Raw genomic sequence first — 24692 nt, forward strand, 5'->3', positions numbered from 1 at the left:
TTCATTTGCCCAATACACACTCGCGCTAGGGGGCGATTTGCGAGTTTACTCCGACGCGGCAGGGCAACCTCAACCCCGCCTTGAGTGCGATTGAGCGAACTCTACGAACGAGAGTCAGCTTCTTCTTTGTGATTCCACGGAACGATAGCGCTGACATCCGTGGTCTGGCGAGCTTTCCAGAGATCGTATTCCTCTTGGAGCCCGAGCCAGAACTCGGCGGAGTTCCCAAAGTAGGCCGACAAACGCAAAGCCATATCGGCACTGATACCGAGCGCGCCACGGGTAATTTTGGAGACTTGGGAACGGGTAGTGTCAATATCACTAGCCAGGCGATACTGGGTGATACCGCAGGGTTTGAGGAATTCTAGGAGAAGAATTTCTCCAGGATGCGGAACGGGAACAACATCAACATGAGTATGCACGTCAGTGGTAGTCGACAAAGTCAACGTCAACAGCTCCTTCGGGTGTCCACTTGAATATGATGCGCCACTGCGAGTTGACGCGAATTGAGTAGTAGCCCTCTAGGTCACCCTTGAGCCGCTCCAACCGGTTTGCTGGTGGAATCCGAAGGTCCGTGACATTTACAGACCGCCCAATCATAAGTAACTTACGGCGCACTACCGAACGCAATTCCGATGGAATATATCGCGGCGGCACACCATCCTGATGGAACCGCTCGAGACTTCTTCGCCGAAATTGCACACCCCAATAGTGTCTCTTTTTGACCCTAGTGTCAAGATCTGACACGAAATGTCTAGAATCCCGGGTCCCGACAAAACGGGAACAACCCCGCACCGCGCACATGCGGAACGGGGTTGTTGGCGCGCAGCGAATGTGCTGCGCGGGAAAGCTTTAGTAATTCAGGTGAATTACTTGAGCTCGACGGAAGCGCCAGCCTCTTCGAGCTTAGCCTTAGCAGCCTCAGCGTCATCCTTGGAAGCGCCCTCGAGGATAGCCTTCGGAGCACCCTCAACCATTTCCTTGGCTTCCTTCAGGCCCAGGCCGGAGACGATCTCGCGGACAGCCTTAATAACGCCGATCTTCTTAGCGCCAGCGTCGGTCAGAACGACGTCGAACTCGGTCTTCTCTTCCTCAGCGGCACCGCCGGCAGCCGGGGCACCAGCAGCAACGGCAGCAACCGGAGCAGCGGCCTCAACGTCGAAGACCTCCTCGAATTCCTTAACGAACTCGGAGAGCTCGATGAGGGTCATTTCCTTGAAAGCTTCAATGAGCTCGTCCTTGGTGAGCTTAGCCATGATTGGCATCCTTTCTCAGTGTTCCTAGCCACCCTAGGCGGCCAGATAAAAGTGTGTGTGTTTAAGTTGTGCGCCTGTAATTGGCGTCTTAAGCTTCTGCAGCCTTCTTGTCCTGCAGGGCCGCAGCGGTGCGGACCATCTTGGTAGCAGGAGCGTTGAATACGGCAGCAGCCTTTGCCATAGAACCCTTCATGGCGCCAGCCAGCTTGGCGAGAGTGGTCTCGCGGTTGTCCAGCTCAGCGATGGCTGCAACCTGGTCGGCAGACAGGATGTTGCCGTCCATGTAGCCACCCTTGACGACGAATGCCTTGTTGTCATCAGCAAACTTCTTGATGACCTTAGCGGCATCCACTGCCTCGCCCTTGATGAACGCGATAGCGGTCGGGCCAGTCAGGTGCTCGTCAAGACCCTCGATGCCAGCTTCGTTGGCAGCGATCTTGAAGAGGGTGTTCTTGGCGACGGAGTACTCAACGTCAAAGCCGAGGTTGTTACGCAGCTCCTGGAGCTGACCCACGGTCAGGCCACGGTACTCGGTCAGCACGATGGAGTTAGCGCCATCGAGCTTCTCCTTCAGCTTTGCCAGGTCTGCGGTGTTCTTCGGGTTTGCCATTTTCTACTTCGCCTCCTTTCGAAACATCTCTTGTGTTTTCCGCCGGGGCCTTCCCTACTCCGCTTGCCCAATGGACAACCGAAATAACAAAAGCCCCGTGCAAGAGCACAGGGCGCGCGGCATAAGAGAATGCCGCGATTAATCGCAAAGTGTCTCCTGCGTGGGCCGTCCTCTAGGATGAGGAACCTTCGATCCGGACTCCCGGATGACCGACGGTCTTCGGTGAACTTTGACTCGGCCTCATCAGGCCGTTCAAACTTCGCTAGGTACTTTACAACCCGTCCTGCCGAAACTCCAAATCGCTCCCCTGTGGGCTTTCCACTGGGGTTTCTTTATGGGGATGCTGACGTGCCGAGCACCCCACGCGGAACGATGACGGGGGCGTCGCTTCGCGGGTCATCCCAGATCTCGACGTCGATGCCATAGGCGGCTGCCAGCACTTCTTTCGTCAACGCCTGCCGGGGACTTCCCTGCGCGATGACCTCGCCGTTGTTCATGACCACCATGGTGTCGGAGTACTGGCCGGCCAACATGAGATCGTGCAGCACAACGACCACCGTTTTCCCGGCGTCTGCTTGTGCACGCACAAGCTCCAACACGCTGATGGCGTGGGCTGGATCGAGGAAGGTGGTGGGTTCGTCGAGAAGCAGCACTGGCGTGTCCTGAGCCAAGGCAAGCGCGAGCCATACCCGCTGGCGTTGCCCACCCGAAAGCGCCGCGATATCCCGATCGATGAAGTCAGTAATACCGGTCTCCACGCAGGCCTGCGCGATGATGTCGCGGTCCTCCGCGGACAGGCCCCTACCGCGGCCCAGGTGCGGGTAGCGCCCACGCGCGACGAGCTCGCCCACCCGCAGCCCGTCCGGCGCCGTCGGCTGCTGCGGGAGAAGGGCCACGTGGGTAGCTGCTTCCTTCGCGCTCATGGCGTGCACGTCCATCTCGCCGATATGCACACGTCCCTGCCGCGGGCGAAGAATCTTAGACAAGGTCTTCAGCAACGTGGACTTTCCGCAGCCGTTAGGCCCAATGAGCGTGGTGATTTCTCCCGGGCGGGCTACCAGGTCAACGCCGGACAGGATGTCTTCCCCGTCTTTATAGCCGGCATAAATGCCGGTAGCCGTAATTTCTCTATCATTCACAAGCTTTTATCCTCTCCGCCGTGCGGCATTCCACACCAAGATGACCAGGGCGCACCCTCCAATAATGGAAGACACCGCACCCACTGGAGCGTCCATCGGAAGCATTCCAGCAATGACAGCGCACACACTCAACAAGGCAGCGCCGGCAGTGCAGGAGACCAGCGGCACAGGCGTGGGCGTCCGGGCAACAATGCGCCCCACATGCGGGGCCAGAAGCGCAATGAAGCCGATAGGCCCAGCCACGGAAACGGTCACCGCGCAAATGCCCGTAGCCGCAACTAACAGGAGAGCACGTGTGCGCGTGATGTTGACCCCCAAGGAGAGGGCCGAAAGATCATCGTGTGCCAGGAGTGGTAGCTCCCGAGCACACCACAGGCCGAGAACTACGAATGGTGCCAACCCCACGAGCAGAGGAATGATGGCATCCATCCGTACAAACCCTGTGGTTCCCGCCAACCAGAGCTGGGACTGCGCCGCACGGAGGAGCTGGGCAGCGCGCAACAGATATGCCACGAGGGCTTGGAACAGAAGTGACAGCGCGATTCCGACGATGACGATACGGTTGCTCGTACCGATTCCCCCAAGTGCCACGAGCAGGATGGCTGCTAGCACCGCGCCCAGCAGCGCAAGTCCCGCCCGCCACCAGAACATGGAAAGCCCCTCAGCGAGGAGAGGCCGGGAGAGCACCGTTCCGATGACCACCATGACGGACGCGCCACCAGTCACGCCAAGGATGTCCGGCGAAGCCAGCGGATTGCGCGACATCGACTGCGTCCACGACCCCGCCAGTCCGAGCGCGGCACCCACGATGAGGGTCGCTAGCGCTACGGGCATGCGCAGGTCCCAGACAACGCGAATCTCACTTCGGCTTCCCCCGCCGTTGAGAATCTCGAGAACCTGCCACGGACTCAAGTCCACTGGGCCCTGCCCCAGCAGGAGGACATAGGAGCTTGCCGCGACCAGAACAAAAAAGCAGGTGGCCACCCATATCCATGTCCGGCGTTGCCGCTCTTGGGAACGCAGATGCTTGACGACGTCCCCCTTCACCCGCCCACTCATAGTTTGTACTCCCCTCGGTGCACGGCCCAGATGAGAAATGGTGCGCCGACAAAGGCCACGACGATGGACATCTCCAACTCTGAAGGGCCCGCGATGAGGCGGCCGAGAATATCCGCAGCGAGTACGGAACAACCACCGAGTAATGCGGCAGGAGCGATCATTGCGGCGACTTCTGGCCCCGTAAGCCGGCGCAACAGATGCGGAATGGCAAATCCGACGAAGGCAACAGGTCCCGTCGCTGCGGTAGCGCTGCCCGCTAAGATAACGATGCTCAAGGCCGCACCGCGCCGCGTTAGCGAGGGCGAGCCACCCAAGGCAACCGAGGATTCCTCCCCCATTGCCAAAAGATCGAGCGGGCGTGCCACACGTGCGGCAATGATAAGCCCGACGAGCAATCCGATACCCGCGATGGCGACATCTTCAGGGCCGCGCCCGAACGTGGAGCCGATGGTCCACCGACGCATACTGTCGAGGACATCCGTGGAGTACAGGCCGATCAGCATGGCACCTGAGCTCAAAGCAGCAGCGACCCCTGCGCCAACCAAGACCAGCGTCAAGGGATCCTGAAACCTGCGGGACACACCCAGCACCAATGTTGTGGCCACGCCGGCACCTAGGAGGGCCAGGGCAGTCCGCATCCCGGTTGAGGTGGCGATTCCTACTGCTGTCCCGAGGGCAACAAGGAAGGAGGCACCCGCAGTGATACCGATGAAGCCCGGATCGGCCAAGGGGTTTCTAGTCCAAGACTGTGCGATAACCCCCGATACCGCGATGGCCGCTCCCGCGAAGTAGGCCAAGAACGTGCGCGGGATGCGCAGATCCCACACGATGCTCTCGATATCTGCTTCGCCCCTGTGAAGGAGGGCAACAAACATATCAGACAACGGGATAGCCCTAGAGCCCACCACCAGTGAGCACAGGAAAAGGAGAAGGGTCGACACAACCAGTGCCGTGGTGAGCAGTGCGAGGCTTCTCCCCCGCGAGTCCAGTGCGGCTGCCTTGCCTCCGCGTTGCGTCCCTGCAACGCCGTGGATAGCGCCAGCCTTCCTCGATAGTGCAAGCACTTATAGTTTCTCTTCGAATTTGTCGACGGCCCACGGAATAGTCAGCGGGTTCGGCACGCTCATCGCATTGCCGGTGTCTGTGTCCAGGTAGCGAACACGGCCATCCGTGACCACGTCCAGGCCTTGGAATGTGGAATCCTTCTTCAGCTCATCGACCGCACCGTTGTAATCCAAGACGAACAGATAGTCCACATTGTTGAGCTGGGAGTAGTTTTCCGGGGCATAGTCCACGAAGAAGCTGGAACCATCACCCTGCAGTTCCTTGGGGATCTCAAAGCCGAGGTCTTCGATGAACTGGCCACGGCCGTCTTCTGCCGTGTAGAGGCCCAGCTTCCCGTCATAGGGCATGAGGATGGCTGCGCGCTTGCCCTGCAGCTCCGGGTGGGAGTCCTTGAACTGCTCAAAGGCGCCCTCTGCTTGGTCAATGAGCTTCTCCCCCTCCTCTTCCTTATCGACGGCAGCGGCGATGGTCTTGACTTGCTCATCCCAGGGGATCTGCCAGTCCTCGAAATCTTCGGGCTTCACGGTCAGCGGAGCGATATCCTCGAGGGATTTCTTTGCCTCCTGGTCCACTGCCTGGTTCACGGCGATGATCTGTGTGGGGTCCGAGGCAGTGACCTGCTCTAGAACCTCGGCCGTGAAACCGGAGGCGGTGTTATAGATCACCTCGGGCTGGGCATCTCCCAAAAGCTCCTTCGCCCATGGGCCAACTCCGGAGGGATCACCATCCCCTTTCGCACCCCAGGGGGCCACAGCAACGGGAGTGAGTCCGAGTGCCAGCACGGTATCGGCATCTCCCAGCCCAAGGCTTGCAACCCTGGGCTCGTCTGCGCCGGCCACGCCCGCGCTGTCATCGCCGCTTCCACGTGAGCAGCCCGTCAGAGCAATCGCTACCGCCGAGACAATCGCAAGCACGGCTTTCGCGCGCCGGTTGATGGCAATCATGGAATAAACCTTTCCTTCACTGGGAACGGGCACGTAACCATACGCACCCCTAATTTATTTGAGGCTAGCCTAACTTGTACTTTATGATGGTTTCAAATCTCCCTCCTACCTAGGAACACACCCCTTGACACATCACCGCCTACTACCCGTTACCCTCACCGGGAATACCCGCCTCAAGCCACGGCTACACCGACTAACTTTTCACTCACCAGCGTTTGGTTCCTACCCCTTAGCCGGGCCTGACGAATACTTTGGGCTCCTCATGCCCCAAGATGGGCAGGAGTTTTCGCCATTTCCGGTTGAAGATTCCAATGTTCGCGCCGCCGTCACGGGATTGCCCGCCAAGATTCGCCCAGCATTGCGGTGGTACACGATTCGCAGGCTCAATCATGACGCCCACACTATCGACGTCGACGTGGTAACCCATGGCGATAATGGCCCGGGCACGCACTGGATCCGCAAGGCACAACCTGGGGATACCGCAGGAATATATACGGGACAAGCACGGTGGCAAGAACCTAGGAAGTCACAACTGCTACTCGCAGACGCCTCCGCTCTTCCGGCGCTGTGGCACATCCTGGAACATTACGAAGCTTTGTCACCGGACGCCTTGGGCGGCGTCGACGTCGTTGCTCTGATCGCAAGCGACGACGAAATTGAGGATGGATTTGAGGAAACGTGGAGCGGCAAGGTTCGCTCGCTCACTATGATTTCCGCTCCGCACGAGGAGCACATTGCGCGCGCCAGACAGCTCCTTGATTCTCGTTTCACCCCGGATACTGCACCCGATTCGGTATGGGTATCCGGCGAAGGGGACCTCGCCAAAGCAGTGCGCGCCATAGCTGTGCACGACTGGGGTGTGCCGCGGGAGGACGTCATCTGGTCCGTCTACTGGATTCAAGGAAAGCCGCGGCCTTAACCCCCTCTGCACGCGTCACAACAGGAAAGCAATCGTTCCACTTTAAGGTGGACCCGTATGCTTCAGTGACATGAAGGACGCTACGGAGCCGGTGCTACTTGGAAGGAAGAAGAAGGACCAAAGCATTGGCACCTTATGCCAAACCTTGTATGCTTTTACCTGGACTTTTCTTGATTCAGCACCCCAAATGGTGTCTTTAGTTTGGTCCCCTAGCCCCCGTCTTCGCCTGTACCCCAAGCTTCACCCCTTGAGCTACGGACTAAGACACACATTTTGACCCTTAACCCCAAGATGCCGTGGGGCCCACGCAGCGCACAGCACAACGCGGGCCCCGGGGAAAATCCGGGACCCGCGTTGCAAGGGGTCTTGTCTATCAGGCGGTTTCTCACGCCGCCCGCCCTGCAAGACTCAGGGTGTTCTCTCTATCTCTCATGCGCCTCTCTCAAACGCACAAGAATATTATGCGGCAGGTTCCTTGTAATGCCATACCACCAACCTGCCAATTGCCTGTTAGTGAGAAAGGTGTCATTACCCTGCACAAATCCAGCACTAGGAACGGGAAAAGACTCCCGCCCGCAAGCGAGTGGGCGCCTTGATGCCGTTAACATTGATATGCACAACCGCGTGCGCATGGTGGTGGGCTCGTTCCTCCCGAAGAACCTGGGCATTCACTGGCACTTATGCGAGGAATGGTTTTGGGACACCTTGGTGGATGCCGATGCCGCGCCCTTCTTTCGCATCTTCAACCCCGAAACGCAGGCCAAGCGCTTTGATCCCGACGGCGACTATGTGCGCCGCTGGGCACCCGCCTTGTCCGCGCTGCCAATTGGAGATCTCAAGGAATCGCGCCAAGCTGCCCTCGATGCCTATGCGGAGATCTAAAGACTAAGCCGGCAACAAAAGCCGCAGGCAGAGGTCTACCATGGGGCTAATGATGAGCCCACGGATTCATTCTCAAGCCCAACCACCTATTGGCCATACCCCGCTGATGCGCGTGGACGCCATTAATCCCCGTACCGATGTGCACCTCTACCTCAAGCTAGAGCAATTCAACCTGGGCGGATCCGCCAAAGACCGCACCGCACGCGCACTCATCCAAGCCGCGCTTGACGCCGGCGACATAGGCCCCGGATCCACCCTGGTGGAGTCTTCCTCGGGCAACCTTGGCATGGCACTGGCCCGCCAGGCCCCACTTGCGGGTATGAAATTCCACTGCGTGGTCGATCCGCGCGTCAATTCCTCCACCGTGGCCACGATGCGGGCCTACGGCGCCCACGTAGAATTGCTGGATCACCCGGACCCGGAAACCGGCGATTGGCTCACTGCTCGCCGCACCCGCGTAGCCGAGCTTCTAGAAGAGATCCCCGATTCTTTCAATCTCAACCAGTACTCCAACGAGGCCGCCTTTTACGCCCACGCCGAAGGCACAATGACGGAAATCGTGGACCAGCTCGGACAGGCGCCCACCCACTTGCTCGTCGCTATGAGCACCACCGGCACTCTCGGCGGCTGCGTGCGCAAGCTCACTGAGCTTGGCGCCGATACGGAGACCATCGGTGTCGATGCCGAAGGCTCCGTGCTGTTTGGGGGCCAGCGCGGCACCCGCATGCTGCCGGGCTATGGTGCTGGCATTGTCACCGATCTATCCACCAAATTCTCGCCGTCCTCAGTAGAGCGTGTGCCTGATCTGGATGCCATTGTGGCAGCCCGTCGCCTCGCCCAGGCCGAAGGCCTTCTGCCTGGGGCCTCCGGCGGCGCGGTCATCGCGGCATTCCAGCGTCTCGCGCCTACCCTTCCGTCCGGTGCGGAGGTCGTGGCCGTACTCCACGACGGTGGCCAGCCTTACCTCGATACCATCTACAGCGATTCCTGGGTCTACGAGTACTTCGATATCTCTCCTGCCGAGCTCGCCGCGCGCGTCGAAGGGGATTCAGAGTGAGCCCGCAGACACCTTCCCGCCGCATCGCCGTCATCGGCGGCGGCCCACGCGGGCTGTGGGCCGTAGAAGAGCTCATCGAGCGCGCCCGCAACCCCCTGGATATCACCGTCTTTGATCCCTACCCCGCCGGCGCCGGCGCGGTGTATCGCCCGCAGCAGCCGCCGCAGTGGCGCCTTAACGTCAATTGCGCCATCGTCACCACCGCACACGATAGCTTCAACGCTTGGCGTACCCGCCGTGGGGAATCCACCACCGATGCCTTCCCGCCGCGCGCGCAGGTGGGGCAATTCCTGGCCGATACGTGGGCTGCTGCCCTGCACCGCGCCCCGCAGCACGTGTGCATTCGACACCTACCCCAGCGTGTGCGTTCGGTGTCTGCCGCTGACGGCGGGTTCATCGTCGATGGCTCGCCCTTCGACGAAGTCCTCGTCTGCACCGGCCACGATCACCTCCACCCCGGCGCCTTAGTCCACGAGCCTTCCCGCGTTCCGGTCACCGGACTCTACTTCGGCGCCGATTTGCCCAGTGCCCCGCGACGGATTGGGGTGCGCGGTGCTGCCTTGAGCTTCATCGATGTCTGCCTATTGTATGGCGATACCGCCGAGGTAATCTTCCCGGTGAGCCGCAGCGGGCGTTTCATGGAGGTCAAGCCCGCTCCGAGTGCGCCCCAGCCTGAGATTCCGGACGACGTGAGGCGCGCCTGTGCTGACGTGATAGATGCCGATGAATTGCGCGACGTCCTCCTAGCGGCCGCCGGATCGATGGGTGAGTTTTCCACCGGGGACCTCGCTGCAGTGCTCGACGGCCACGACTTTTCCGGCGATGCCGTCGCGGAGCTGGACGCCTCCCTCCACGCCGCTGAGGGCACAGGGCCCCTTACCCCGGCGGCGGCTGTGGGCGCGGCGTTTCGGGGGCTCTTTCAAGAATGCGTGGACTGGCACAAGGCTCATGGACCCATGCCCGGATTCCGTGAGCTCTCGCGCACTCTCGAGCGCGTGGCCTTTGGCCCACCCCCAGTCACCGCGCGGCGCCTGCTCGAGCTCATCCGCACAGGCGTGGTAGATACCCGCTACCTCGTAGCCCCGGACCAGGTTGACCTATGGCGCACACAAGGTGACATTGACCTGCTTATCGACGCCACCGTAGCTCCCCAAGCCACCCCCTCCCCTTTCCACGATGTCCCCGGCGTCGTGGAAATCGGCCGCATGAATGAGCTTGAGCTTCCCGGCCATGACTCGTTGAACCGTTCCGTGCACGATGACATCCCCCGTTGGGCGGAGAAAGTAGTAAACCCATGACCAACCACACCACCCCGTTACCCGTTCATGGCACCGTTGCGCTGCGCGCCCGGTGGGAAGAATGGATGTCAGAATTGGTGGCTGACCCACAGCAAGTCTCCCGCCTCACCTCCGAGTATGGCTCGCCCGTTAATGTGCTCAACCCCGCACCGCTGCGCCGCAACGCCCAAGAGCTCCTCGATGCCGGCGCCTCTCATAGCGTGGACACCCAGGTGTTTTTCGCTCGCAAGGCCAATAAAGCCTTGTGCTTCGTCGACGCCGCCCGCGAGGCTGGCCTGGGCGTGGACGTCGCCAGTGAAAATGAGCTGCGCCAAGTGCTTAACCGTGGACTCGCGCCCGAGCGGATTATCCTCAGCGCGGCTATTAAGACCGACGCGTTACTGCGCCTAGCTATCGACCGCGGAGTCACCATTTCTTGCGATTCGCGAGCGGAAGCCGAGCGCATCGCTGCCCTTGCCAAGGCCCTCCACCACACCGCGCACGTCGCACCGCGCCTTGCCCCCAACCCGGATAACCTTCCGCCGACGCGCTTCGGTGAGCTCCTTCACGCATGGCAAAGCCATGCCTGGCCCGAAACCATCCACGCTGACGGCGTTCACGTACACCTGCATGGTTATAGCGAATCGGACCGCCGCACCGCACTCGCGGAGGCCATCGCCCTCATCGAGCACCTGCGCTTAGTTGGCCAGCCTGCTTCCTTCATCGATATCGGCGGCGGTATTCCCATGAGCTACCTCGAATCCCGCGAGCAATGGGGGTATTACCAGCAGCGCATCGCAGCCCAGCGCGCCGGCACCGGTGAGCCTTTTACGTGGAAGTCCGACCCGCTCTCTAATACCTACCCCTTCTGGCAGACGCCCACCCGCGGCCAGTGGCTAGACCAACTCCTTTCTGGTGAGGTGGCCGGGTTTGGCCCCGCCGCCCGTGCACTGCGCGAGCGGAATATTTCTCTTCACTTGGAGCCAGGGCGCAGCCTGCTCGATGGCTGCGGCATCATTCTCGCTGAGGTCAGCTTCCTCAAAAAGCGCTCCGACGGCCTGCCCCTCATCGGCGCAGCTATGAACCGCACCCAGTGCCGTACCGCGGCGGATGATATCTTGCTCGACCCGCTCCTCGTGCCCACTGCCGGAGACCGCGGTGCGGTAGACCGCGAACCGCGCACCGGGTTCGTGGTGGGTGCCTATTGCATCGAAGATGAAGTCATCCTGCGCCGCGAACTCGACTTCCCCGAGGGCATTGCGGTGGGCGATACCCTCGCTATCCCGAACACCGCCGGCTACTTCATGCATATTTTGGAATCTGCCTCCCACCAGATTCCGCTAGCGCGCAATGTCTACCTCGACGTAGACAGCCGCGACTGGGTGCCGGACGATATCGACGCCTAGCGATCCCAGCCGCTATCTACACGGGACTGGCTGGGTAAATGAAAAGGGCTCCGAAGGTAAACCTCGAAGCCCTTTGTCATTTAGCGCGATGCGCTAGACCGATTTACTCGGTGTAGTTCTTCTCCACGGAAGCGTCGACCGGGATGCCCGGTCCGGAGGTGGTGGAGATGGTGATCTTCTTGGCGTAGACGCCCTTGGCGGAGGACGGCTTCAGACGAACGATCTCGTCGTAAAGTGCACCGTAGTTCTCAGCCAGCTTCTCAGCGTCGAAGGAAGCCTTACCGATGATGGCGTGCAGGTTGGAAGCCTTGTCAACGCGGAAGGAAATCTTACCGCCCTTGACGTCAGCAACAGCCTTGGTCACGTCAGCGGTCACGGTACCGGTCTTCGGGTTCGGCATGAGACCACGCGGGCCCAGGACGCGGGCAACGCGGCCAACCTTGGCCATCTGGTCCGGGGTAGCGATAGCAACGTCGAAGTCGATGTTGCCCTCGTTGATAGCGGCAATAAGCTCTTCGGTGCCCACGATGTCGGCGCCAGCAGCCTTAGCAGCCTCAGCGTTGTCGCCCTCAGCGAAGACGGCCACGCGGACGTCCTTACCGGTGCCGTGCGGCAGGGAAACGGTACCGCGAACCAGCTGGTCAGCCTTACGCGGATCAACGCCGAGGCGGAAGACAACGTCCACGGTGGCGTCGAAGTTCTTGGAGGAGGTCTCCTTGGCCAGCTTGGCGGCCTCGATCGGACGGTACAGGCGGGAGCGGTCTACCAGCTCAGCGGCAGCCTTGTATGCCTTGGACTTGGTGCTCATAAGTGCAATTCCTTTTCTTGGATTGATGTGGTGATAGCGGGCCGGAGCTGGCCCTGCCACGCGCGGCACACGACGTGCCGCGCACTAAAGATTCGATTTTTACTTAGCCGGGATGCCGTCAACGGTGATGCCCATGGAGCGAGCGGTACCAGCGATGATGCGGGCGCCGTTCTCGATGTCACGAGCGTTGAGGTCCTCGAACTTGGTCTGTGCAATCTCCTTGCACTGATCCCAGGTCACGGAGCCCACCTTGTCGGTGTGCGGAACGCCGGAGCCCTTCTTGATGCCAGCAGCCTTGAGCAGAAGCTTTGCAGCCGGCGGGGTCTTCAGCTTGAAGTCGAAGGAGCGGTCCTCGTACACGGTGATTTCCACCGGAACGACGTTGCCGCGCTGGGACTCGGTCGCAGCGTTGTACGCCTTGCAGAACTCCATGATGTTGACGCCGTGGGCACCGAGTGCCGGACCAACCGGCGGAGCCGGGTTAGCAGCGCCTGCCTCGATCTGGAGCTTGATCAGGCCAGTAACCTTCTTCTTGGGAGCCATCGAATTACCTCTTTCCTGTGGTACCGAGGTGCCGCCACGATGAATAACAGCACCCCGTCCGGATGCTCACGCGTTGTGGGCCACCGGAGGATGAACGTTTCAACATGCGCAAAAGCGCACGGCGTTCAAGTTTAGAACACCGTGCGCCCAGCTCAAAATCGCTTTTTAGGAGATACGCTCGATCTCCGTCGGGGACAGCTCCACCGGGGTCTCGCGGCCGAAGATAGATACCAGACCCTGCATCTTGCCAGTCTCCGGATCAATTTCGGAAATGGTGGCAGAAACAGAGGCTAGCGGGCCGGACAGGATGGTGACAGCCTCGCCCACCTCGAAGTCGTGTGCATAAGCCTTGGCCACTTCCTTCTCTGGCATGGCGACGACCTGCTCGCCGTCAGCGTCGGCAGCCGAGCTCTCCGGAGTAACGGTCGCGTCGTTCGGCATAAGGAACTTGGCTACGTCGCGAATCTTCACCGGAGTAGCGTTGCCCTCATTACCCACGAAGGACGTCACACCCGGGGTATCGCGGACGACGGACCAGGCAGCGTCGTTAAGCTCCATGCGTACGAGCACGTAACCCGGCAGCAGCTTGCGCTTCACCACCTTCTTCTTGCCGTCCTTCTTCTCCAGGACCTGCTCGACCGGCACGACGACCTCGAAAATGGAATCCTCCACCTCAAGCGTCTGGGCGCGCATATCCAGGTTGGTCTTCACCTTGTTCTCGTAGCCGGAGTAGCACTGAATGATGAACCACTGACCGGGCTGCTTCTTCAGCTCACGAGTAAAGGCGCGCAGGCGAGTCTTGTACTCAGCCTCTACTGCGGCGGCGTCAGCACCAGCCGCTGCGCTTTCCGACGCCTCCTCGTCACCGTCGTCAGCACCGCCACCCAGCGCTGCTTCAGCTGCCTTGGTAGCGGCTTCCTTCTCGGCTGCTTCTTTCTCTTCGGCGGAAAGCTCCTCCTGCTGTTCCTCAGCAGTCTCTGGGGCCTCGGAGCCCTCGACGGCAGCCGTGCCCAGGGCCTCGTCGGCAGCCTCCGCTGCCGATGCTGCCTCAGCGGCCTGATCCTGGACGTTATCGATCATGGCCTGTTCAAGAGAAGTGCCGGTGGTTTCGTCGCTCATTGTGTGCTCCATCTGTGTATTAATCCGTCTAGTCACCACCAGGGTACCCGGGGTGGCTAGGGCAAAAAGTATCCCGCCGTTCCCCTAGTGGGATTCGGCGGGATGAAAGTATGCGGTTGATTCTACTAAGGCGCGAGTACGGCTTCAACTCCAAGGCCGGTCAGCGTGTCAACGCCCCAGACCAGTGCGGTCAGCACGACAAGGAAGGCGAAGGTCACGAGCACGTACTGGACCATCTCCTTACCGGTAGGCCAGACAACCTTCTTAATCTCGGAGGCAACCTCACCCGGGAAGGAGGCTACGGAGCCACCGGCAGATTCTTCCTTCTTGTCCTCGACGCGCACAACGCGCTTGTCGGTGTAGGACTCAGTAGAGGTGGTCGCTGCGCCAGAGAGCTGACGCTTGCCGGTTGGGCGGGCTGCCCCGGTGCTCGGCTGCTTTTCATCGCTCACGGCGATTTCCTCCTTGAAGTGATGTGGCAGGGGCGACAGGACTCGAACCTGCAACCTACGGTTTTGGAGACCGTTGCGCTACCAATTGCGCCACGCCCCTTTGCGTGCCCTTTTGGGACAACGCATAACCCTACCAGAACGGTGATCCCTGTTGGAAACCACCTGCCGTGTAAGGCTGGGAGTCGGTAGTAAAAAAGCGCCCTGAACACGGGCGCTTTTCCTTCCCGGTAGCGATGGCGAGAATTGAACTCGCGACACAGCGATTATGAGTCGCTTGCTCTACCACTGAGCTACACCGCCATATTCACCTTCCAGAAATGTCTGGAAACATGAATGGAGCCCCCTGACAGAATCGAACTGTCGACCTTTTCCTTACCATGGAAACGCTCTGCCGACTGAGCTAAGGGGGCACAGCCTCTGTGAGTCACGGAGAATCTCCGCTGTGCTCTCGTTGAAGCCTTGAAAAGATTAACCCGAAACGCTCAAACAACACAAATCGCCAGCATAGTGAATGTTTTTAAGCCTTTAGAAGAAGCGTTTAAACACACCCTCAACGCCACCCTTGCCCGACCCAGCCCTGTGTGCCCGCGATCGCGTCCCCGCGCAACACAAAATCCCGCAGGCACATTTCTGTGTCTGCGGGATTCATTCTGTGCCAGGTAGAAGATTCGAACTTCTGAAGGCAATGCCGGCGGATTTACAGTCCGCTCCCTTTGGCCGCTCGGGCAACCTGGCATGCACTCGTGAGTGCGGTTATGTACTTTACTACGAAGTACCGCCCAACATGCAAATCAGCTGGCAGGAGCCTCAATTAGCCCACGCGCTGGACCGTGTAATCCGCGAGCTGACGCAGCGCTTCACTCGCCGTGCACTCGGGCAAGAGCGAGAGCTGGTCTTCCACCACGCGCAGGTAGGCGTTGACATCCGCCATGGCCTTGTCGCGGCCAGTGGACTTCCACAACAATTCGATGGCGCGGTCCACGGAGGCGTCGTCAGTCAGCGGGCCCGTGAGCAGGCCACGCAGCTCGTCGCCGACCTCGCCTTCTTCCTCCAAGGCATAGAGCACCGGGAGCGTGAAAACGCCCTCGCGCAAATCGGTGCCTGGGGTCTTTCCGGACTCCTCAGGGTCGGAGAAGATATCAATGATGTCGTCCACAATCTGGAAAATCATGCCCACGGCAGAGCCAATCTGACGCAGGGCCTCGCACTGCTCGGGGCCTGCACCCGAGTGATAAGCACCCAGGTAGCCGGCGGAGGCAATAAGCACAGCCGTCTTTTCCCGAATGACCGCCGTGTAGTGCTCCACCGCATTGGCCTCACCGGCGCCGATCGTCTCCCGCATCTGGCCGGTCACGAGTTCTTCAAAGGTTTCGGCGAAGTGCTCGACGGTGTGCGTATCCAGTTGGCTCATCAGCCGGGAAGCATGCGCAAGAAGGGCGTCGCCAGCCAGAATCGCCACGGAATTTGTCCACCGGAAGTTGGCGGATTCCACACCGCGGCGACGGTCAGCTTCATCCATGACGTCGTCGTGGTACAGCGTGGCCACGTGCACCATTTCCACGGCCGTGGCTGCCTTGATCACCTCAGGTGACTCTGGGCGCTCACCGAATTCGGAGGCCAGTAGCGCCATCATCGGACGGAAACGCTTACCACCAGCCATCGAGAGGTGACGTACCTTCTCCTTGAGGAAGTCCTGCCCGCGGTCGAGCTCCGCGCTGAGCAGATCTTCAACGGCAGTCATCCCGGCGTTGATACGCTCGGTGAGCTGCGCATCCCCCAATTTCACGTGCTTGGCGTGAGTTTGGCCGTGTGACATTAAACGCGTTCCTTATTAACTCAAAAATCCTAGTGTTTACTTACCGTAGCCCATAGCACGGCCCTCAACACACTCAAGGCCACTATCCCGTGCAATGATAGTCCCCATGTCGGAGCAGATCGATTCCATCCATGCAGACGTCGCTGTTGTCGGTGCGGGCCCCGCTGGTGCCGCAGCCGCTATCCATGCCGCGCGAGCCGGCCACGATACCGTGCTTATCGACGCCTCCCCCTTCCCCCGCGATAAAACCTGCGGCGATGGCCTCACCCCACGCGCCATGCATCAGCTGGATCTCCTCGGCATCGAGGTCAACGCCTCCTACCGCAACCGTGGGCTGAAGCTGCATGGCTTTGGCGGGTCAGTCACCGCGCCGTGGCCGGCAACGTATCCCTCGCAGGAAGGAACGGCCCTGCCGCGCTATGAGTTTGACGCGCTCCTGGTCACCGCCGCCCAGGAAGCGGGCGCGCGCCTTGTCACCGGCACCGCTACCGACCCACAACTTACAGGCAACCGCCTCATCTCTTTCGCCGTGGGCCAGCAGCGCGTAAGTGCTAAATGGGTCATCGTTGCCGACGGCGTGCGTTCCACCTTCGGCAAGCAACTGGGCCGCCGGTGGGACCGCAATGAGGTCTACGGCATCGCTGCGCGCGCCTATGCCGACTCCCCACACGATGGTGAAGAGTGGATGCACTCCCACGTCGAGCTCAAGGACTCAGATGGCGTTGTCCAGCCCGGCTACGGTTGGATTTTTCCGCTCGGGCAAGGGGTCAACATCGGCCTCGGTGCACTGTCCACGGCTGCCCGGCCGGCCCGCCTCAACACAAAGAAGGCCTTGAGTTTCTACGCCGAGCAGCAGCGCGGTGAATGGGGCCTCGGCGAGCTCCGCGACGTCACCTCGGCGATGTTGCCCATGGGCGGAGCGGTCTCTGGTGTCGCGGGTGCGAACTGGGCGTTCATTGGTGACGCTGCTGCTTGCGTCAACCCGCTTAACGGCGAAGGAATTGACTATGGCTTGGAAACGGCCGCTCTTGCCGTCGACATGCTCGGCACGAAGGATCTCACCTTGGCCTGGCCAGATCGCCTACGCGCCGAGTACGGAGAAGCTTTCCTGTTGGCTCGCACGGCCGCGCGCCTTTTGACCTACCCGCAGTTCCTGCCGCTTGCCGGACCTATCGCCATGCGCGGTCCGGTCGGCCGCATGCTCATGCCTGCCGCCGCACGCCTTATGGGCAACCTCATCACGGAAGAAGACAAGGACCTCATCGCCCGCGCTTGGCGTTTAGCTGGTGGCGCGGTGTCCGCGCTGCGCCGCGATACCCCTCTCTGGGCCTAAGGCCTGTGGGCCTTAGGCCCTTTAAGCAGGTTTAACCGCTGAGTGCAGCGCCACGATGCCGCACGTCAGGTTGCGCCAACCTGCCTGCTCCCACCCATTGCGGTTAATAGCTGCGGCCAGCTCGTGCTGCTCCGGCCATGCGCGAATGGACTCTGCAAGGTAAACGTAGGCCTCCGGATTGGAGGAAACTACCTTCGCTATCGGCGGCAGCAGGCGAGTTAAGTACTCTTTGTAGACCGTTCCGAAGACCGGGATGACGGGTTTGGAAAACTCCGCCACCACCAAGCGCCCACCTGGCTTGGTCACGCGGGCCATCTCGCGCAAGCCGAGCTCGAAATCGTGGATATTGCGCAGGCCATAGGAGATGGTCACCGCATCAAAGGTGTTATCGGCAAACGGCAGACGCATGCCATCGCCGGCGACCTTGGGCACGTCACGGTCCTTACCGGCTGCGAGCATGCCGCGCGAGAAGTCACAGGCCACGCACCACGCACCAGACTTAGCTAGCTCCACGGTGGACACTGCGGTACCGGCAGCGAGGTCGAGAACCTTCTCCCCTGGCTTAAGGTTAAGTCGCTCGCGGGTCAGACGGCGCCAGCGCGCGTCTTGGCCAAAGGACAGCACCGTGTTGGTGATGTCATACTTCTTGCCCACCGCGTCAAACATGCGCGCGACATCGAAGGGCTTTTTATCCAGATCTGCCTTAGACACAAAAGCCAAGTCTAGGCTACGCGTGCACCAAGAGCGCGAGCGGCCCAACGCGGCAGCTCTGGGCGCTGGCCCAAGATGGTGAGAGGCACCTCGCGGACATCCTCCAAGACCTCTTCGTAGTACCCCAGCAGCTGCTCGCACAGCGCGGGCCACGTCTTCGTGGAGATGGACTCGCGGGCATTCGCGCGCAGCTCCTCGTGGATCTCCGGGTTAAGCAGCGCATCGACGGCGTTGGGGAGGTCTTCGACGAACGTTGAAACGTCGAGAAGCAGCCCGTTATAGCCCTCCTCAATGAGGTCCACCGGCCCGCCCGCACGCGGGCCGATGGTCGGCACACCAGAAGCCTGCGCCTCCTGGATGGCCTGGCAGAAGGTCTCAAACTCGCCGGCGTGGACGAAGACGTCGAGGGAGGCATAAGCCGCAGCGAGTTCCTCACCGCCAAGTGCTCCAGTAAAGACCGCACTGGGCAGCTGCGCTTCCAGCAATGGGCGCTCAGGGCCATCGCCAACGATGACGAGCTGGATATCCTCACGATCATTAAGCGCCGACAAACGGTGCACGCCTTTTTCCGCGGCCAAGCGGCCGACGAAGCCAACGATCTTCTTGCTGCCAGTCGGCTCCCACTCGCGGCGCAGCGCGTCCGAGCGCTTCGACGGATGGAAACGCTCCGAGTCCACGCCGCGGCCCCAATGGCGCACGTTCTTGATGTGGTGCTTCTCCAAGTCAGCAATGGTGAGCGACGACGGCGCGAGGGTCATCTGGCAGGCGTTGTGAATGGTGCGCAGCCACTCCCACACGCCATAAGCTAGGGCGGAAGCGTGGTATTTAGTAGCAAATCCTGCCACGTCTGTCTGATACAAAGCCACGGCCGGAATGCGCAATTGGCGCGCGGAGAAGGCTCCCGCCGCGCCGAGAACGAACGGGCTGGCAAGGTGGATAATGTCCGGCTTAAAGGCACGGAGGGCTTCATCCACGGCACTCGTGGGAACTCCCACCGGGAGGGAATCCACCAGCGGGACCCTCACGGTGGGGACGCGGACGATGCTGAACCCCAAGTAGTCAGGAATTTCCTCCTGGCCGTCCCGGGCACCGGGGGCAACAACAATGGCCTCGTGGCCGTGCTCGTGGAGGTACTCGAGCACGCGCAGCACGGAGTTGGTCACACCGTTGACGTTAGGCAAGAAGGATTCCGCGACGATAGCTACACGCATGCGCCCCATCATTCCTTGTCCGAGTTCTCCGTTGGTAACGGATGCGCTAAATTCCGGTTAATTCTTCCACTCCCCCACCACAACGCGCCGGCGATCAGCGTGGCCACAAGTGCCGACGACAACCCCGGGATGATAGAGAGCGTCCACTCACGGCCCTCTACTTTCACCAGGTCAGGGTTGTTCTTGGCGTAGAGTACCCACACCTGTTGGCCCTCTCCCAGGCCAGTGGGATAGAGCAGACCGGTCGGCGGGGAGTGATAGATGCCCTCGCCGTCTTGGAAATCCACGAAGGTGCGCAGACGGCCCACATCGGTCACCGTGGCCAGCGCACGGCCGGGGTTGGCATTAATAGCGCGGTCGTTGAGAAAAGGCCCAATGACCATTCCCGCCATGCCCACCAGCGCCGCCGCATAGAGCACTAGGATGATCTGGCGCACCCGCCGCCTGGTCACCTTACTGGCCCACCTTGGCCGCCAGCGCCTCCTGCAGTGCGCGCCGCGAGGACCGCGTGGTGTGCGCTTCCACCACGGTGATGCCGGTGGAGTATTCCTTGAGCTCCGCGAGGACGTCGAGAAGCTCCTGCGCCGAGCTCGCCTCGCGGTAGTCAGCACCGCAGGCTTCCGCAAGCTTGGCGACGCCCACCCCATGCGGCGTCCCAAACGCCTTCTCGAAGGAGGCACGCAGCGGCTCGCGGCCCTGCTCGAGCAGCTCAAAGATTCCGCCGCCGTCGTCGTTTGAGACGACGATGGTGAGGTTCTCGGGATGGGGGTTGCCCTCGGGGAGGATGAGGGAGGTGGCGTCGTGCAGGAACGTGACATCCCCCATGAGCGCCACGGTGCGCGGCGCGCGCGGTGCGTCTGCCTCGCGGGACTGCGTGGCTAGCGCGATTCCGATGGCTTGGGCAATTGTGCCGTCAATGCCGGCAGCGCCGCGTGGCGAATAGGTCTCCACGCCATCGAAGGGAAGGCCAATGAGGGAGGCATCCCGCACGGGATTGGAGGCGCCCAGGACGAGGGTGTCGCCGACGGCGAGGGTGTCTCCCACCGCGGCGGCCACGTGCAGGCCGGTAAAGCCGATGTCGGAGTCTTTAGCTTCTTCGCCGGTGGTCTCCGCCAAGACTTCGCGAACACCGTCGGCCGCCATCTGGGCTGCGCCTTCGCAGATCTTCATCCACTCGCGGGTGGGCTCGTCGCTGGTCTTCACCGTGGTGCCCAGTTGCGCGGACTCGCCGCGAGGGTTGGTGAAGTCCTCGGTGCGCGATAGGCAGATGAGATCAATATCGGGATCACTCAACAGCGCCAAGACCCCGCGGTGCAGGGTGGGGTGGCCAACAACAATGACCTGCTCCACCTTCGTGTTGACCACGTAGTCATTGGCGGAGACCTGCGCGCGGCGAAAAAGGTGCGCTGCGGCTGGGTGAACTGGGTGATAAGGCGCCGGTGCGGTGGGCTCGGCAATGGTCGGCACGTCCTCGAGACCTTCTACTTCCCAGGCTTCGTCGCCCGCGACGACGAGAGTGTTACGGCTCAGGTTAACGGCGACCTCACCGTGGTTGGACCAGCGTGGGGTCCGCGCGCGGTGCTGGGTGACATCACTCGGCGGGCCCGGCAGCTCTTCCCCCACCAGCGGAACATCAAAGGCCACGTTAATGTGCACCTGACGGTCAGCGAGGAAACGCTCAGCGATGAGTGGAACATCGCTGGTCTTCTCCACTTGCTTGGTGGAGGCATAGACGCCAAAAATACCCTGCTGCACGATGGTCTGGGACGCGCCGGTCCCCACCATGCGGGCAGGACGGTCTGCACTGATTACCGCCAGCGGGGTATGCGAGTAGTGCGCTTCCACCATCGCGGGCAGAGTATTAGCCACCGCAGTGCCGGACGTCATAACAACGCCGACGTGGCGACGCTGCACACGCGCCAAACCTAAGGCAGCAAAAGCCGCCGAACGTTCATCCAGGCGGGTATGTACGCGAATATCGGGGCGGGCGAGCAGAGCCAGCGCCAACGGCGCATTGCGCGAACCGGGGCACAGCACGACATCGGTGAGATGCCGCGAGAGCTGGGCTGCCAATGCCTGGGCCAACTCCATCGACTCCGGCTGCTCCGTTGAGGCAGCGGTATCAGTGTTAGACATTTTCCCCTTCACCGTTCGCTTCAAGGTCACCAAGGAGCTCGTTGAGCAAGCTCTCGAAGTCAGATCCGCTCTCATCCAGCTGGTCCTGTATCTCCGGCGGGAGCTCGGTCGGCAGGTCCGCCGGCGGCTCCGGTGAATCTTCCTCGCGCGGTGCGTCCTTCGTGGTCGTCACCGTGGTGGGAACCTCCGTGGTCACGGTCTGAGTCTCGGTGACCGGCTCCGGAGCAGGTTTGTTGGCATCTGCCGCAGCGCCGCGCCAGAGGAAGAAGAGAACGCCGGCAATCACCACCGCGATGGCGGCGATTGCGGCAAAGACGTAGGCCAGTGCACTTCCGCTCTTCTTCTGCTCTTCTACCTGGTAGCTCGAAGGCACCGGGTCATACTGCGGCTGCTGGTAGTTCTGCTCGAATCCCGACGAGTTCTGGGAACCCGGCTCTGGGAAGTACTGCTGGGGGCGCTGCGGTGGTTGCTGGCGGGGCTGCTGGTTGCCCAGGCCCGGCTGGGGTGCGCCGAATTGGCGGGTTTCGTTGTCACCGTTGACGCGGTTGAATTGGCGCGTCTCGTTCTCGCCGTTGTGGTTGGTCATAGGATTCACCTTATCGTGCGTCCTTAACGTGTGCCTACGCCGCTCAAGACCCGGCCAGTAGGTGTTTCGCCCTTGGCAACGTCACCCGGCGCGCCGTCTGCCACGATTTTTCCGCCTTCAGCACCCGAACCAGGCCCCATCTCGATGACGCGGTCCGCGCCGGCGATGAGGTGAAGATCATGGTCTACGGTGACGACGCTGTGGGACGCATCCACCAGCGAATGCAGTTCCTTAATGAGCAGGTCAATATCGGCCGGGTGCAGGCCCGTCGTGGGCTCATCCAACAAGTAGACAGTGTGTCCGCGGCGTGAGTTGCGCGAGCGCTGCAACTCGGTGGCCAGCTTGATGCGCTGGGCTTCGCCACCGGAAAGCTCCGGGGCACCCTGGCCCAAGCGCAGGTAGCCCAAACCCACAGCATCAAGGGTCTGGACGGCGTGGAGGATCGGTTCCTCCTCGGCGAAGACCTCGAGGGCCTCCTCTACAGTGAGGTCCAAGATATCCGCGATGGTGTAGCCCTTCCAACGGATGGACAAGGTGTCCTCGTTATAGCGCTTGCCCTGGCAGTCCGGGCACTGCGTGTAAGAGCCGGGGAGGAAGACGAGCTCGACCTCAATCTGGCCCGCACCACCACAGGTGGGGCACTGGCCTTGCTTCACGTTGTAGGAAAAGCGAGAGACCGTCCACTTCTTTTTCTTCGCCTCCGGAGTGGCAGCGAAGAGCTTGCGCACGTTGTCAAAGAGGTTGGTATACGTCGCGACGGTGGAGCGCGGCGTGCGGCCGATAGGTTTTTGGGTAATGGACACCACGCGCTTGACGGCCTGTGGGCTGTCCTCGCCCGTGAGTTTTTCTTCAAGAACGTGGAGCAGTGTGGATTTACCGGATCCCGAAAGCCCAGTCAGGGCGGTGAACTGGCCCAGACCAAAGCTCACGTCGAGGCCGTCGATGTTATTCGAGTGCACGTTGCGCAGTTCGACCTCACCATGAGCCTGGCGCGGTTCCGACTTGGGCTCCGGATGCGGGCGCGCCAACGCACGGGCGGTGGGGGTATCAGCGTCATAGTCCGCAACGGTCCCCGAGTACACCACCTGGCCGCCGCGCTCGCCGGCCAGTGGCCCGACGTCAACCAGCCAATCCGCGTCCTTGACCAAGGTCATGTCGTGCTCCACCAAGAGGACGGAATTGCCCTCGCTGATGAAGCGGCGGCAGATATCCCGTACCGCATCACGCTCCGCCGGGTGGAGTCCCGCAGAGGGCTCATCCAAGACGTAGGTCACGCCAAAAAGGCCCGAGCGCAGCTGCGCGGCTAGGCGCAGGCGCTGTGCCTCGCCGGCGGAGAGAGTTTCGGTGGGACGATCCAGGCTCAGGTGCCCCAGCCCCAACTCCAACGCGGACTCCAGGGCCGGGCGAATAGTTTTGAGCAGCAGGTCTTCCGCATCATTGGGTTGTGGGGAACGCGATTGAAGAAGCTCGAGGGTCTTAGCAAGCGGAAGGTTATTAAAAGCATCGATAGGCAGCCCGGCGTAGGTCACCTTGAGCGCCCGCGGATTGAGGCGGCGGCCTTCACACGTGGTGCATTCATGGGATTCCATGAAACTCAACGTGCGCGCACGCAGCGTGTCCGACTTCGTCTCCGCGTAGGTCTTGCGCAGATAGGACGCCACGGAGCGCCACGTACCTTCGTAGTTGCGTTGGATCTGGTCTGCACCGCGGTGCGGTTTGACGGTGACAACCGGGCGCTCTTCGGTGAAGAGAATCCAGTCGCGGTCCTTCTGTGGCAGGTCTTCCCACGGCGAATCTAGGTCGTAGCCCAGCTCCTCCAGAATGTCGTGGAAGTTCTTGCCCGCCCAGGCACCGGGCCACGCCTTGATAGCACCCTCTTCGATGCTCAAGGAGGGGTCCGGAACCATGGAGGCTTCCGTCGGCTCGTGGACTACTCCGGTGCCTTGGCACTCCGGACACATGCCCTCCGCGGTATTAGGTGAGAAGGAATCCGAGTACAACCCTTCAGGGTTGTCGCCACACCGTGAGTACAAAAGGCGCACAGAGTTGGAGATGGCGGACAGGGTGCCCACTGTAGAGCGTGCGCCACCTGCCGAAGCCGACTGCTGCAAGGCCACCGTCGGCGGCAGGCCATCGATACCGCCGACCTGCGGATCCACGGCAGAGGCAATGAGGCGGCGAGCGAAAGGTGCCACGGACTCGAGGTAGCGGCGCTGGCCCTCACCGTGAATGGTGCCAAACGCCAGAGAGGACTTGCCGGAGCCCGACACGCCCGTCACCGCCACGAGCTTGCCGCGGGGAATGTCGACGTCGACATTGCGAAGGTTGTGTAGGTGCGCGTCTCTCACTGAAATGGTCATGCC

At 61.3% G+C, this 24692-nt stretch carries 24 protein-coding genes, 4 tRNA genes and 1 pseudogene; 6 read left to right on the forward strand and 23 right to left on the reverse strand.

Annotation, left to right across the window (positions count from 1 at the left end; all coding sequences use genetic code 11):
* Nucleotides 1-101 precede the first annotated feature (101 nt).
* From I6J72_RS09515 to I6J72_RS09550, 8 genes are all read right to left on the reverse strand, one after another.
* The gene (locus I6J72_RS09515) at nt 102-446 is read right to left on the reverse strand and encodes a HigA family addiction module antitoxin (protein WP_239107307.1); all 345 of its coding nucleotides are present in this window, start codon (nt 444-446) and stop codon (nt 102-104) included.
* Nucleotides 424-804 (reverse strand): type II toxin-antitoxin system RelE/ParE family toxin, encoded by a 381-nt coding sequence (locus I6J72_RS09520; protein ID WP_239107309.1) that lies wholly within the window; start codon nt 802-804, stop codon nt 424-426. Before I6J72_RS09520 ends, I6J72_RS09515 begins: the two co-directional genes overlap by 23 nt.
* 65 nt (nt 805-869) lie before the next feature.
* Entirely contained in the window at nt 870-1256 is a 387-nt protein-coding gene (rplL, locus tag I6J72_RS09525) for a 50S ribosomal protein L7/L12 (protein WP_039673587.1), read from the reverse strand.
* An 88-nt stretch (nt 1257-1344) separates the two neighbouring features.
* On the reverse strand, nt 1345-1866 hold the full coding sequence (gene rplJ, locus I6J72_RS09530) for a 50S ribosomal protein L10 (protein ID WP_039673585.1): 522 nt from the start codon (nt 1864-1866) through the stop codon (nt 1345-1347).
* Nucleotides 1867-2198: 332 nt separating this feature from the next.
* Nucleotides 2199-3005: an ABC transporter ATP-binding protein gene (locus I6J72_RS09535; protein ID WP_204099008.1), complete on the reverse strand. Its 807-nt coding sequence runs from the start codon at nt 3003-3005 to the stop codon at nt 2199-2201.
* 6 nt (nt 3006-3011) lie between these two features.
* Nucleotides 3012-4064, reverse strand: a complete 1053-nt coding sequence (locus tag I6J72_RS09540) for an iron chelate uptake ABC transporter family permease subunit (protein ID WP_204099009.1) — start codon at nt 4062-4064, stop codon at nt 3012-3014.
* A complete protein-coding gene (locus tag I6J72_RS09545; protein WP_239107311.1) occupies nt 4061-5128 on the reverse strand; it encodes an iron ABC transporter permease in 1068 nt (355 codons plus the stop codon). Before I6J72_RS09545 ends, I6J72_RS09540 begins: the two co-directional genes overlap by 4 nt.
* Nucleotides 5129-6073, reverse strand: coding sequence for an ABC transporter substrate-binding protein (locus I6J72_RS09550; RefSeq protein ID WP_204099010.1), 945 nt, complete (start codon nt 6071-6073; stop codon nt 5129-5131).
* Between the two features lie 124 nt (nt 6074-6197).
* On the opposite strand from I6J72_RS09550, the gene I6J72_RS09555 reads away from it, so the two are divergent.
* The 5 genes and pseudogenes from I6J72_RS09555 to I6J72_RS09575 all read left to right on the forward strand — a co-directional run bounded on the left by I6J72_RS09555 (nt 6198) and on the right by I6J72_RS09575 (nt 11614).
* Nucleotides 6198-6992 (forward strand): siderophore-interacting protein, encoded by a 795-nt coding sequence (locus I6J72_RS09555; protein ID WP_204099011.1) that lies wholly within the window; start codon nt 6198-6200, stop codon nt 6990-6992.
* 612 nt (nt 6993-7604) lie between these two features.
* Nucleotides 7605-7874, forward strand: a pseudogene (locus I6J72_RS09560) (FAD-binding domain-containing protein); the annotation flags it as partial.
* Between the two features lie 40 nt (nt 7875-7914).
* The gene (locus I6J72_RS09565; protein WP_204099012.1) at nt 7915-8931 is read left to right on the forward strand and encodes a pyridoxal-phosphate dependent enzyme; all 1017 of its coding nucleotides are present in this window, start codon (nt 7915-7917) and stop codon (nt 8929-8931) included.
* A complete protein-coding gene (locus I6J72_RS09570) occupies nt 8928-10229 on the forward strand; it encodes an FAD/NAD(P)-binding protein (RefSeq protein WP_204099013.1) in 1302 nt (433 codons plus the stop codon). The genes I6J72_RS09565 and I6J72_RS09570 overlap by 4 nt, the downstream gene beginning before the upstream one ends.
* Nucleotides 10226-11614 carry a Y4yA family PLP-dependent enzyme gene (locus I6J72_RS09575; protein ID WP_204099014.1) on the forward strand — a complete coding sequence of 463 codons (1389 nt, stop codon included), beginning with the start codon at nt 10226-10228 and terminating at the stop codon, nt 11612-11614. Before I6J72_RS09570 ends, I6J72_RS09575 begins: the two co-directional genes overlap by 4 nt.
* A gap of 103 nt (nt 11615-11717) precedes the next feature.
* Here I6J72_RS09575 and rplA read toward each other — a convergent pair whose 3' ends face one another.
* The 9 genes from rplA to I6J72_RS09620 all read right to left on the reverse strand — a co-directional run bounded on the left by rplA (nt 11718) and on the right by I6J72_RS09620 (nt 16352).
* Nucleotides 11718-12422: a 50S ribosomal protein L1 gene (gene rplA / locus I6J72_RS09580; protein WP_070821634.1), complete on the reverse strand. Its 705-nt coding sequence runs from the start codon at nt 12420-12422 to the stop codon at nt 11718-11720.
* A gap of 99 nt (nt 12423-12521) precedes the next feature.
* Complete coding sequence (rplK, locus tag I6J72_RS09585; protein WP_070520976.1) at nt 12522-12965, reverse strand: 50S ribosomal protein L11; 444 nt, start codon at nt 12963-12965, stop codon at nt 12522-12524.
* A 165-nt stretch (nt 12966-13130) separates the two neighbouring features.
* Nucleotides 13131-14084, reverse strand: coding sequence for a transcription termination/antitermination protein NusG (gene nusG / locus I6J72_RS09590; protein WP_204099015.1), 954 nt, complete (start codon nt 14082-14084; stop codon nt 13131-13133).
* A 125-nt stretch (nt 14085-14209) separates the two neighbouring features.
* Nucleotides 14210-14536 carry a preprotein translocase subunit SecE gene (secE, locus tag I6J72_RS09595; RefSeq protein ID WP_204099016.1) on the reverse strand — a complete coding sequence of 109 codons (327 nt, stop codon included), beginning with the start codon at nt 14534-14536 and terminating at the stop codon, nt 14210-14212.
* Nucleotides 14537-14560: 24 nt separating this feature from the next.
* A tRNA-Trp gene (locus tag I6J72_RS09600) sits at nt 14561-14636 on the reverse strand.
* 128 nt (nt 14637-14764) lie between these two features.
* Nucleotides 14765-14836 (reverse strand) — tRNA-Met (locus I6J72_RS09605).
* Nucleotides 14837-14870: 34 nt separating this feature from the next.
* Nucleotides 14871-14946: transfer RNA gene (locus tag I6J72_RS09610), tRNA-Thr, on the reverse strand.
* 243 nt (nt 14947-15189) lie between these two features.
* Nucleotides 15190-15271 (reverse strand) — tRNA-Tyr (locus I6J72_RS09615).
* 76 nt (nt 15272-15347) lie between these two features.
* Entirely contained in the window at nt 15348-16352 is a 1005-nt protein-coding gene (locus I6J72_RS09620; RefSeq protein WP_204099017.1) for a polyprenyl synthetase family protein, read from the reverse strand.
* A gap of 94 nt (nt 16353-16446) precedes the next feature.
* On the opposite strand from I6J72_RS09620, the gene I6J72_RS09625 reads away from it, so the two are divergent.
* Nucleotides 16447-17685 carry a geranylgeranyl reductase family protein gene (locus I6J72_RS09625; RefSeq protein WP_204099018.1) on the forward strand — a complete coding sequence of 413 codons (1239 nt, stop codon included), beginning with the start codon at nt 16447-16449 and terminating at the stop codon, nt 17683-17685.
* Between the two features lie 21 nt (nt 17686-17706).
* Here the strand turns inward: I6J72_RS09625 and I6J72_RS09630 are convergent, their stop codons facing one another.
* The 6 genes from I6J72_RS09630 to I6J72_RS09655 all read right to left on the reverse strand — a co-directional run bounded on the left by I6J72_RS09630 (nt 17707) and on the right by I6J72_RS09655 (nt 24689).
* Entirely contained in the window at nt 17707-18396 is a 690-nt protein-coding gene (locus I6J72_RS09630; RefSeq protein ID WP_204099019.1) for a demethylmenaquinone methyltransferase, read from the reverse strand.
* An 11-nt stretch (nt 18397-18407) separates the two neighbouring features.
* Nucleotides 18408-19607, reverse strand: coding sequence for a glycosyltransferase family 1 protein (locus tag I6J72_RS09635; RefSeq protein WP_204099020.1), 1200 nt, complete (start codon nt 19605-19607; stop codon nt 18408-18410).
* A gap of 8 nt (nt 19608-19615) precedes the next feature.
* Complete coding sequence (locus I6J72_RS09640; RefSeq protein ID WP_239107606.1) at nt 19616-19999, reverse strand: DUF3592 domain-containing protein; 384 nt, start codon at nt 19997-19999, stop codon at nt 19616-19618.
* 61 nt (nt 20000-20060) lie between these two features.
* Nucleotides 20061-21743: a 2-succinyl-5-enolpyruvyl-6-hydroxy-3-cyclohexene-1-carboxylic-acid synthase gene (gene menD / locus I6J72_RS09645; protein ID WP_204099022.1), complete on the reverse strand. Its 1683-nt coding sequence runs from the start codon at nt 21741-21743 to the stop codon at nt 20061-20063.
* On the reverse strand, nt 21736-22329 hold the full coding sequence (locus I6J72_RS09650; protein ID WP_204099023.1) for a hypothetical protein: 594 nt from the start codon (nt 22327-22329) through the stop codon (nt 21736-21738). Before I6J72_RS09650 ends, menD begins: the two co-directional genes overlap by 8 nt.
* 23 nt (nt 22330-22352) lie before the next feature.
* Nucleotides 22353-24689: an excinuclease ABC subunit UvrA gene (locus tag I6J72_RS09655; RefSeq protein WP_204099024.1), complete on the reverse strand. Its 2337-nt coding sequence runs from the start codon at nt 24687-24689 to the stop codon at nt 22353-22355.
* Between the last annotated feature and the right edge of the window lie 3 nt (nt 24690-24692).

Origin of the sequence: Corynebacterium sp. FDAARGOS 1242 (assembly GCF_016889985.1) — a bacterium.
GTDB lineage: Bacteria > Actinomycetota > Actinomycetes > Mycobacteriales > Mycobacteriaceae > Corynebacterium > Corynebacterium minutissimum_B.

Excerpts from the sequence above, each read along its gene's own strand:
- I6J72_RS09575 (WP_204099014.1), top strand. The coding sequence starts at position 10,226 with ATGACCAACCACACCACCCCGTTACCCGTTCATGGCACCGTTGCGCTG.
- rplJ (WP_039673585.1), bottom strand. The coding sequence starts at position 1,866 with ATGGCAAACCCGAAGAACACCGCAGACCTGGCAAAGCTGAAGGAGAAG.
- rplK (WP_070520976.1), bottom strand. The coding sequence starts at position 12,965 with ATGGCTCCCAAGAAGAAGGTTACTGGCCTGATCAAGCTCCAGATCGAG.
- rplA (WP_070821634.1), bottom strand. The coding sequence starts at position 12,422 with ATGAGCACCAAGTCCAAGGCATACAAGGCTGCCGCTGAGCTGGTAGAC.
- I6J72_RS09565 (WP_204099012.1), top strand. The coding sequence starts at position 7,915 with ATGGGGCTAATGATGAGCCCACGGATTCATTCTCAAGCCCAACCACCT.
- rplL (WP_039673587.1), bottom strand. The coding sequence starts at position 1,256 with ATGGCTAAGCTCACCAAGGACGAGCTCATTGAAGCTTTCAAGGAAATG.
- I6J72_RS09520 (WP_239107309.1), bottom strand. The coding sequence starts at position 804 with ATGTGCGCGGTGCGGGGTTGTTCCCGTTTTGTCGGGACCCGGGATTCT.
- I6J72_RS09550 (WP_204099010.1), bottom strand. The coding sequence starts at position 6,073 with ATGATTGCCATCAACCGGCGCGCGAAAGCCGTGCTTGCGATTGTCTCG.
- I6J72_RS09620 (WP_204099017.1), bottom strand. The coding sequence starts at position 16,352 with ATGTCACACGGCCAAACTCACGCCAAGCACGTGAAATTGGGGGATGCG.
- nusG (WP_204099015.1), bottom strand. The coding sequence starts at position 14,084 with ATGAGCGACGAAACCACCGGCACTTCTCTTGAACAGGCCATGATCGAT.
- I6J72_RS09650 (WP_204099023.1), bottom strand. The coding sequence starts at position 22,329 with ATGACCAACCACAACGGCGAGAACGAGACGCGCCAATTCAACCGCGTC.
- I6J72_RS09635 (WP_204099020.1), bottom strand. The coding sequence starts at position 19,607 with ATGCGTGTAGCTATCGTCGCGGAATCCTTCTTGCCTAACGTCAACGGT.
- I6J72_RS09540 (WP_204099009.1), bottom strand. The coding sequence starts at position 4,064 with ATGAGTGGGCGGGTGAAGGGGGACGTCGTCAAGCATCTGCGTTCCCAA.
- menD (WP_204099022.1), bottom strand. The coding sequence starts at position 21,743 with ATGTCTAACACTGATACCGCTGCCTCAACGGAGCAGCCGGAGTCGATG.
- I6J72_RS09640 (WP_239107606.1), bottom strand. The coding sequence starts at position 19,999 with ATGGCGGGAATGGTCATTGGGCCTTTTCTCAACGACCGCGCTATTAAT.
- I6J72_RS09655 (WP_204099024.1), bottom strand. The coding sequence starts at position 24,689 with ATGACCATTTCAGTGAGAGACGCGCACCTACACAACCTTCGCAATGTC.
- I6J72_RS09625 (WP_204099018.1), top strand. The coding sequence starts at position 16,447 with ATGATAGTCCCCATGTCGGAGCAGATCGATTCCATCCATGCAGACGTC.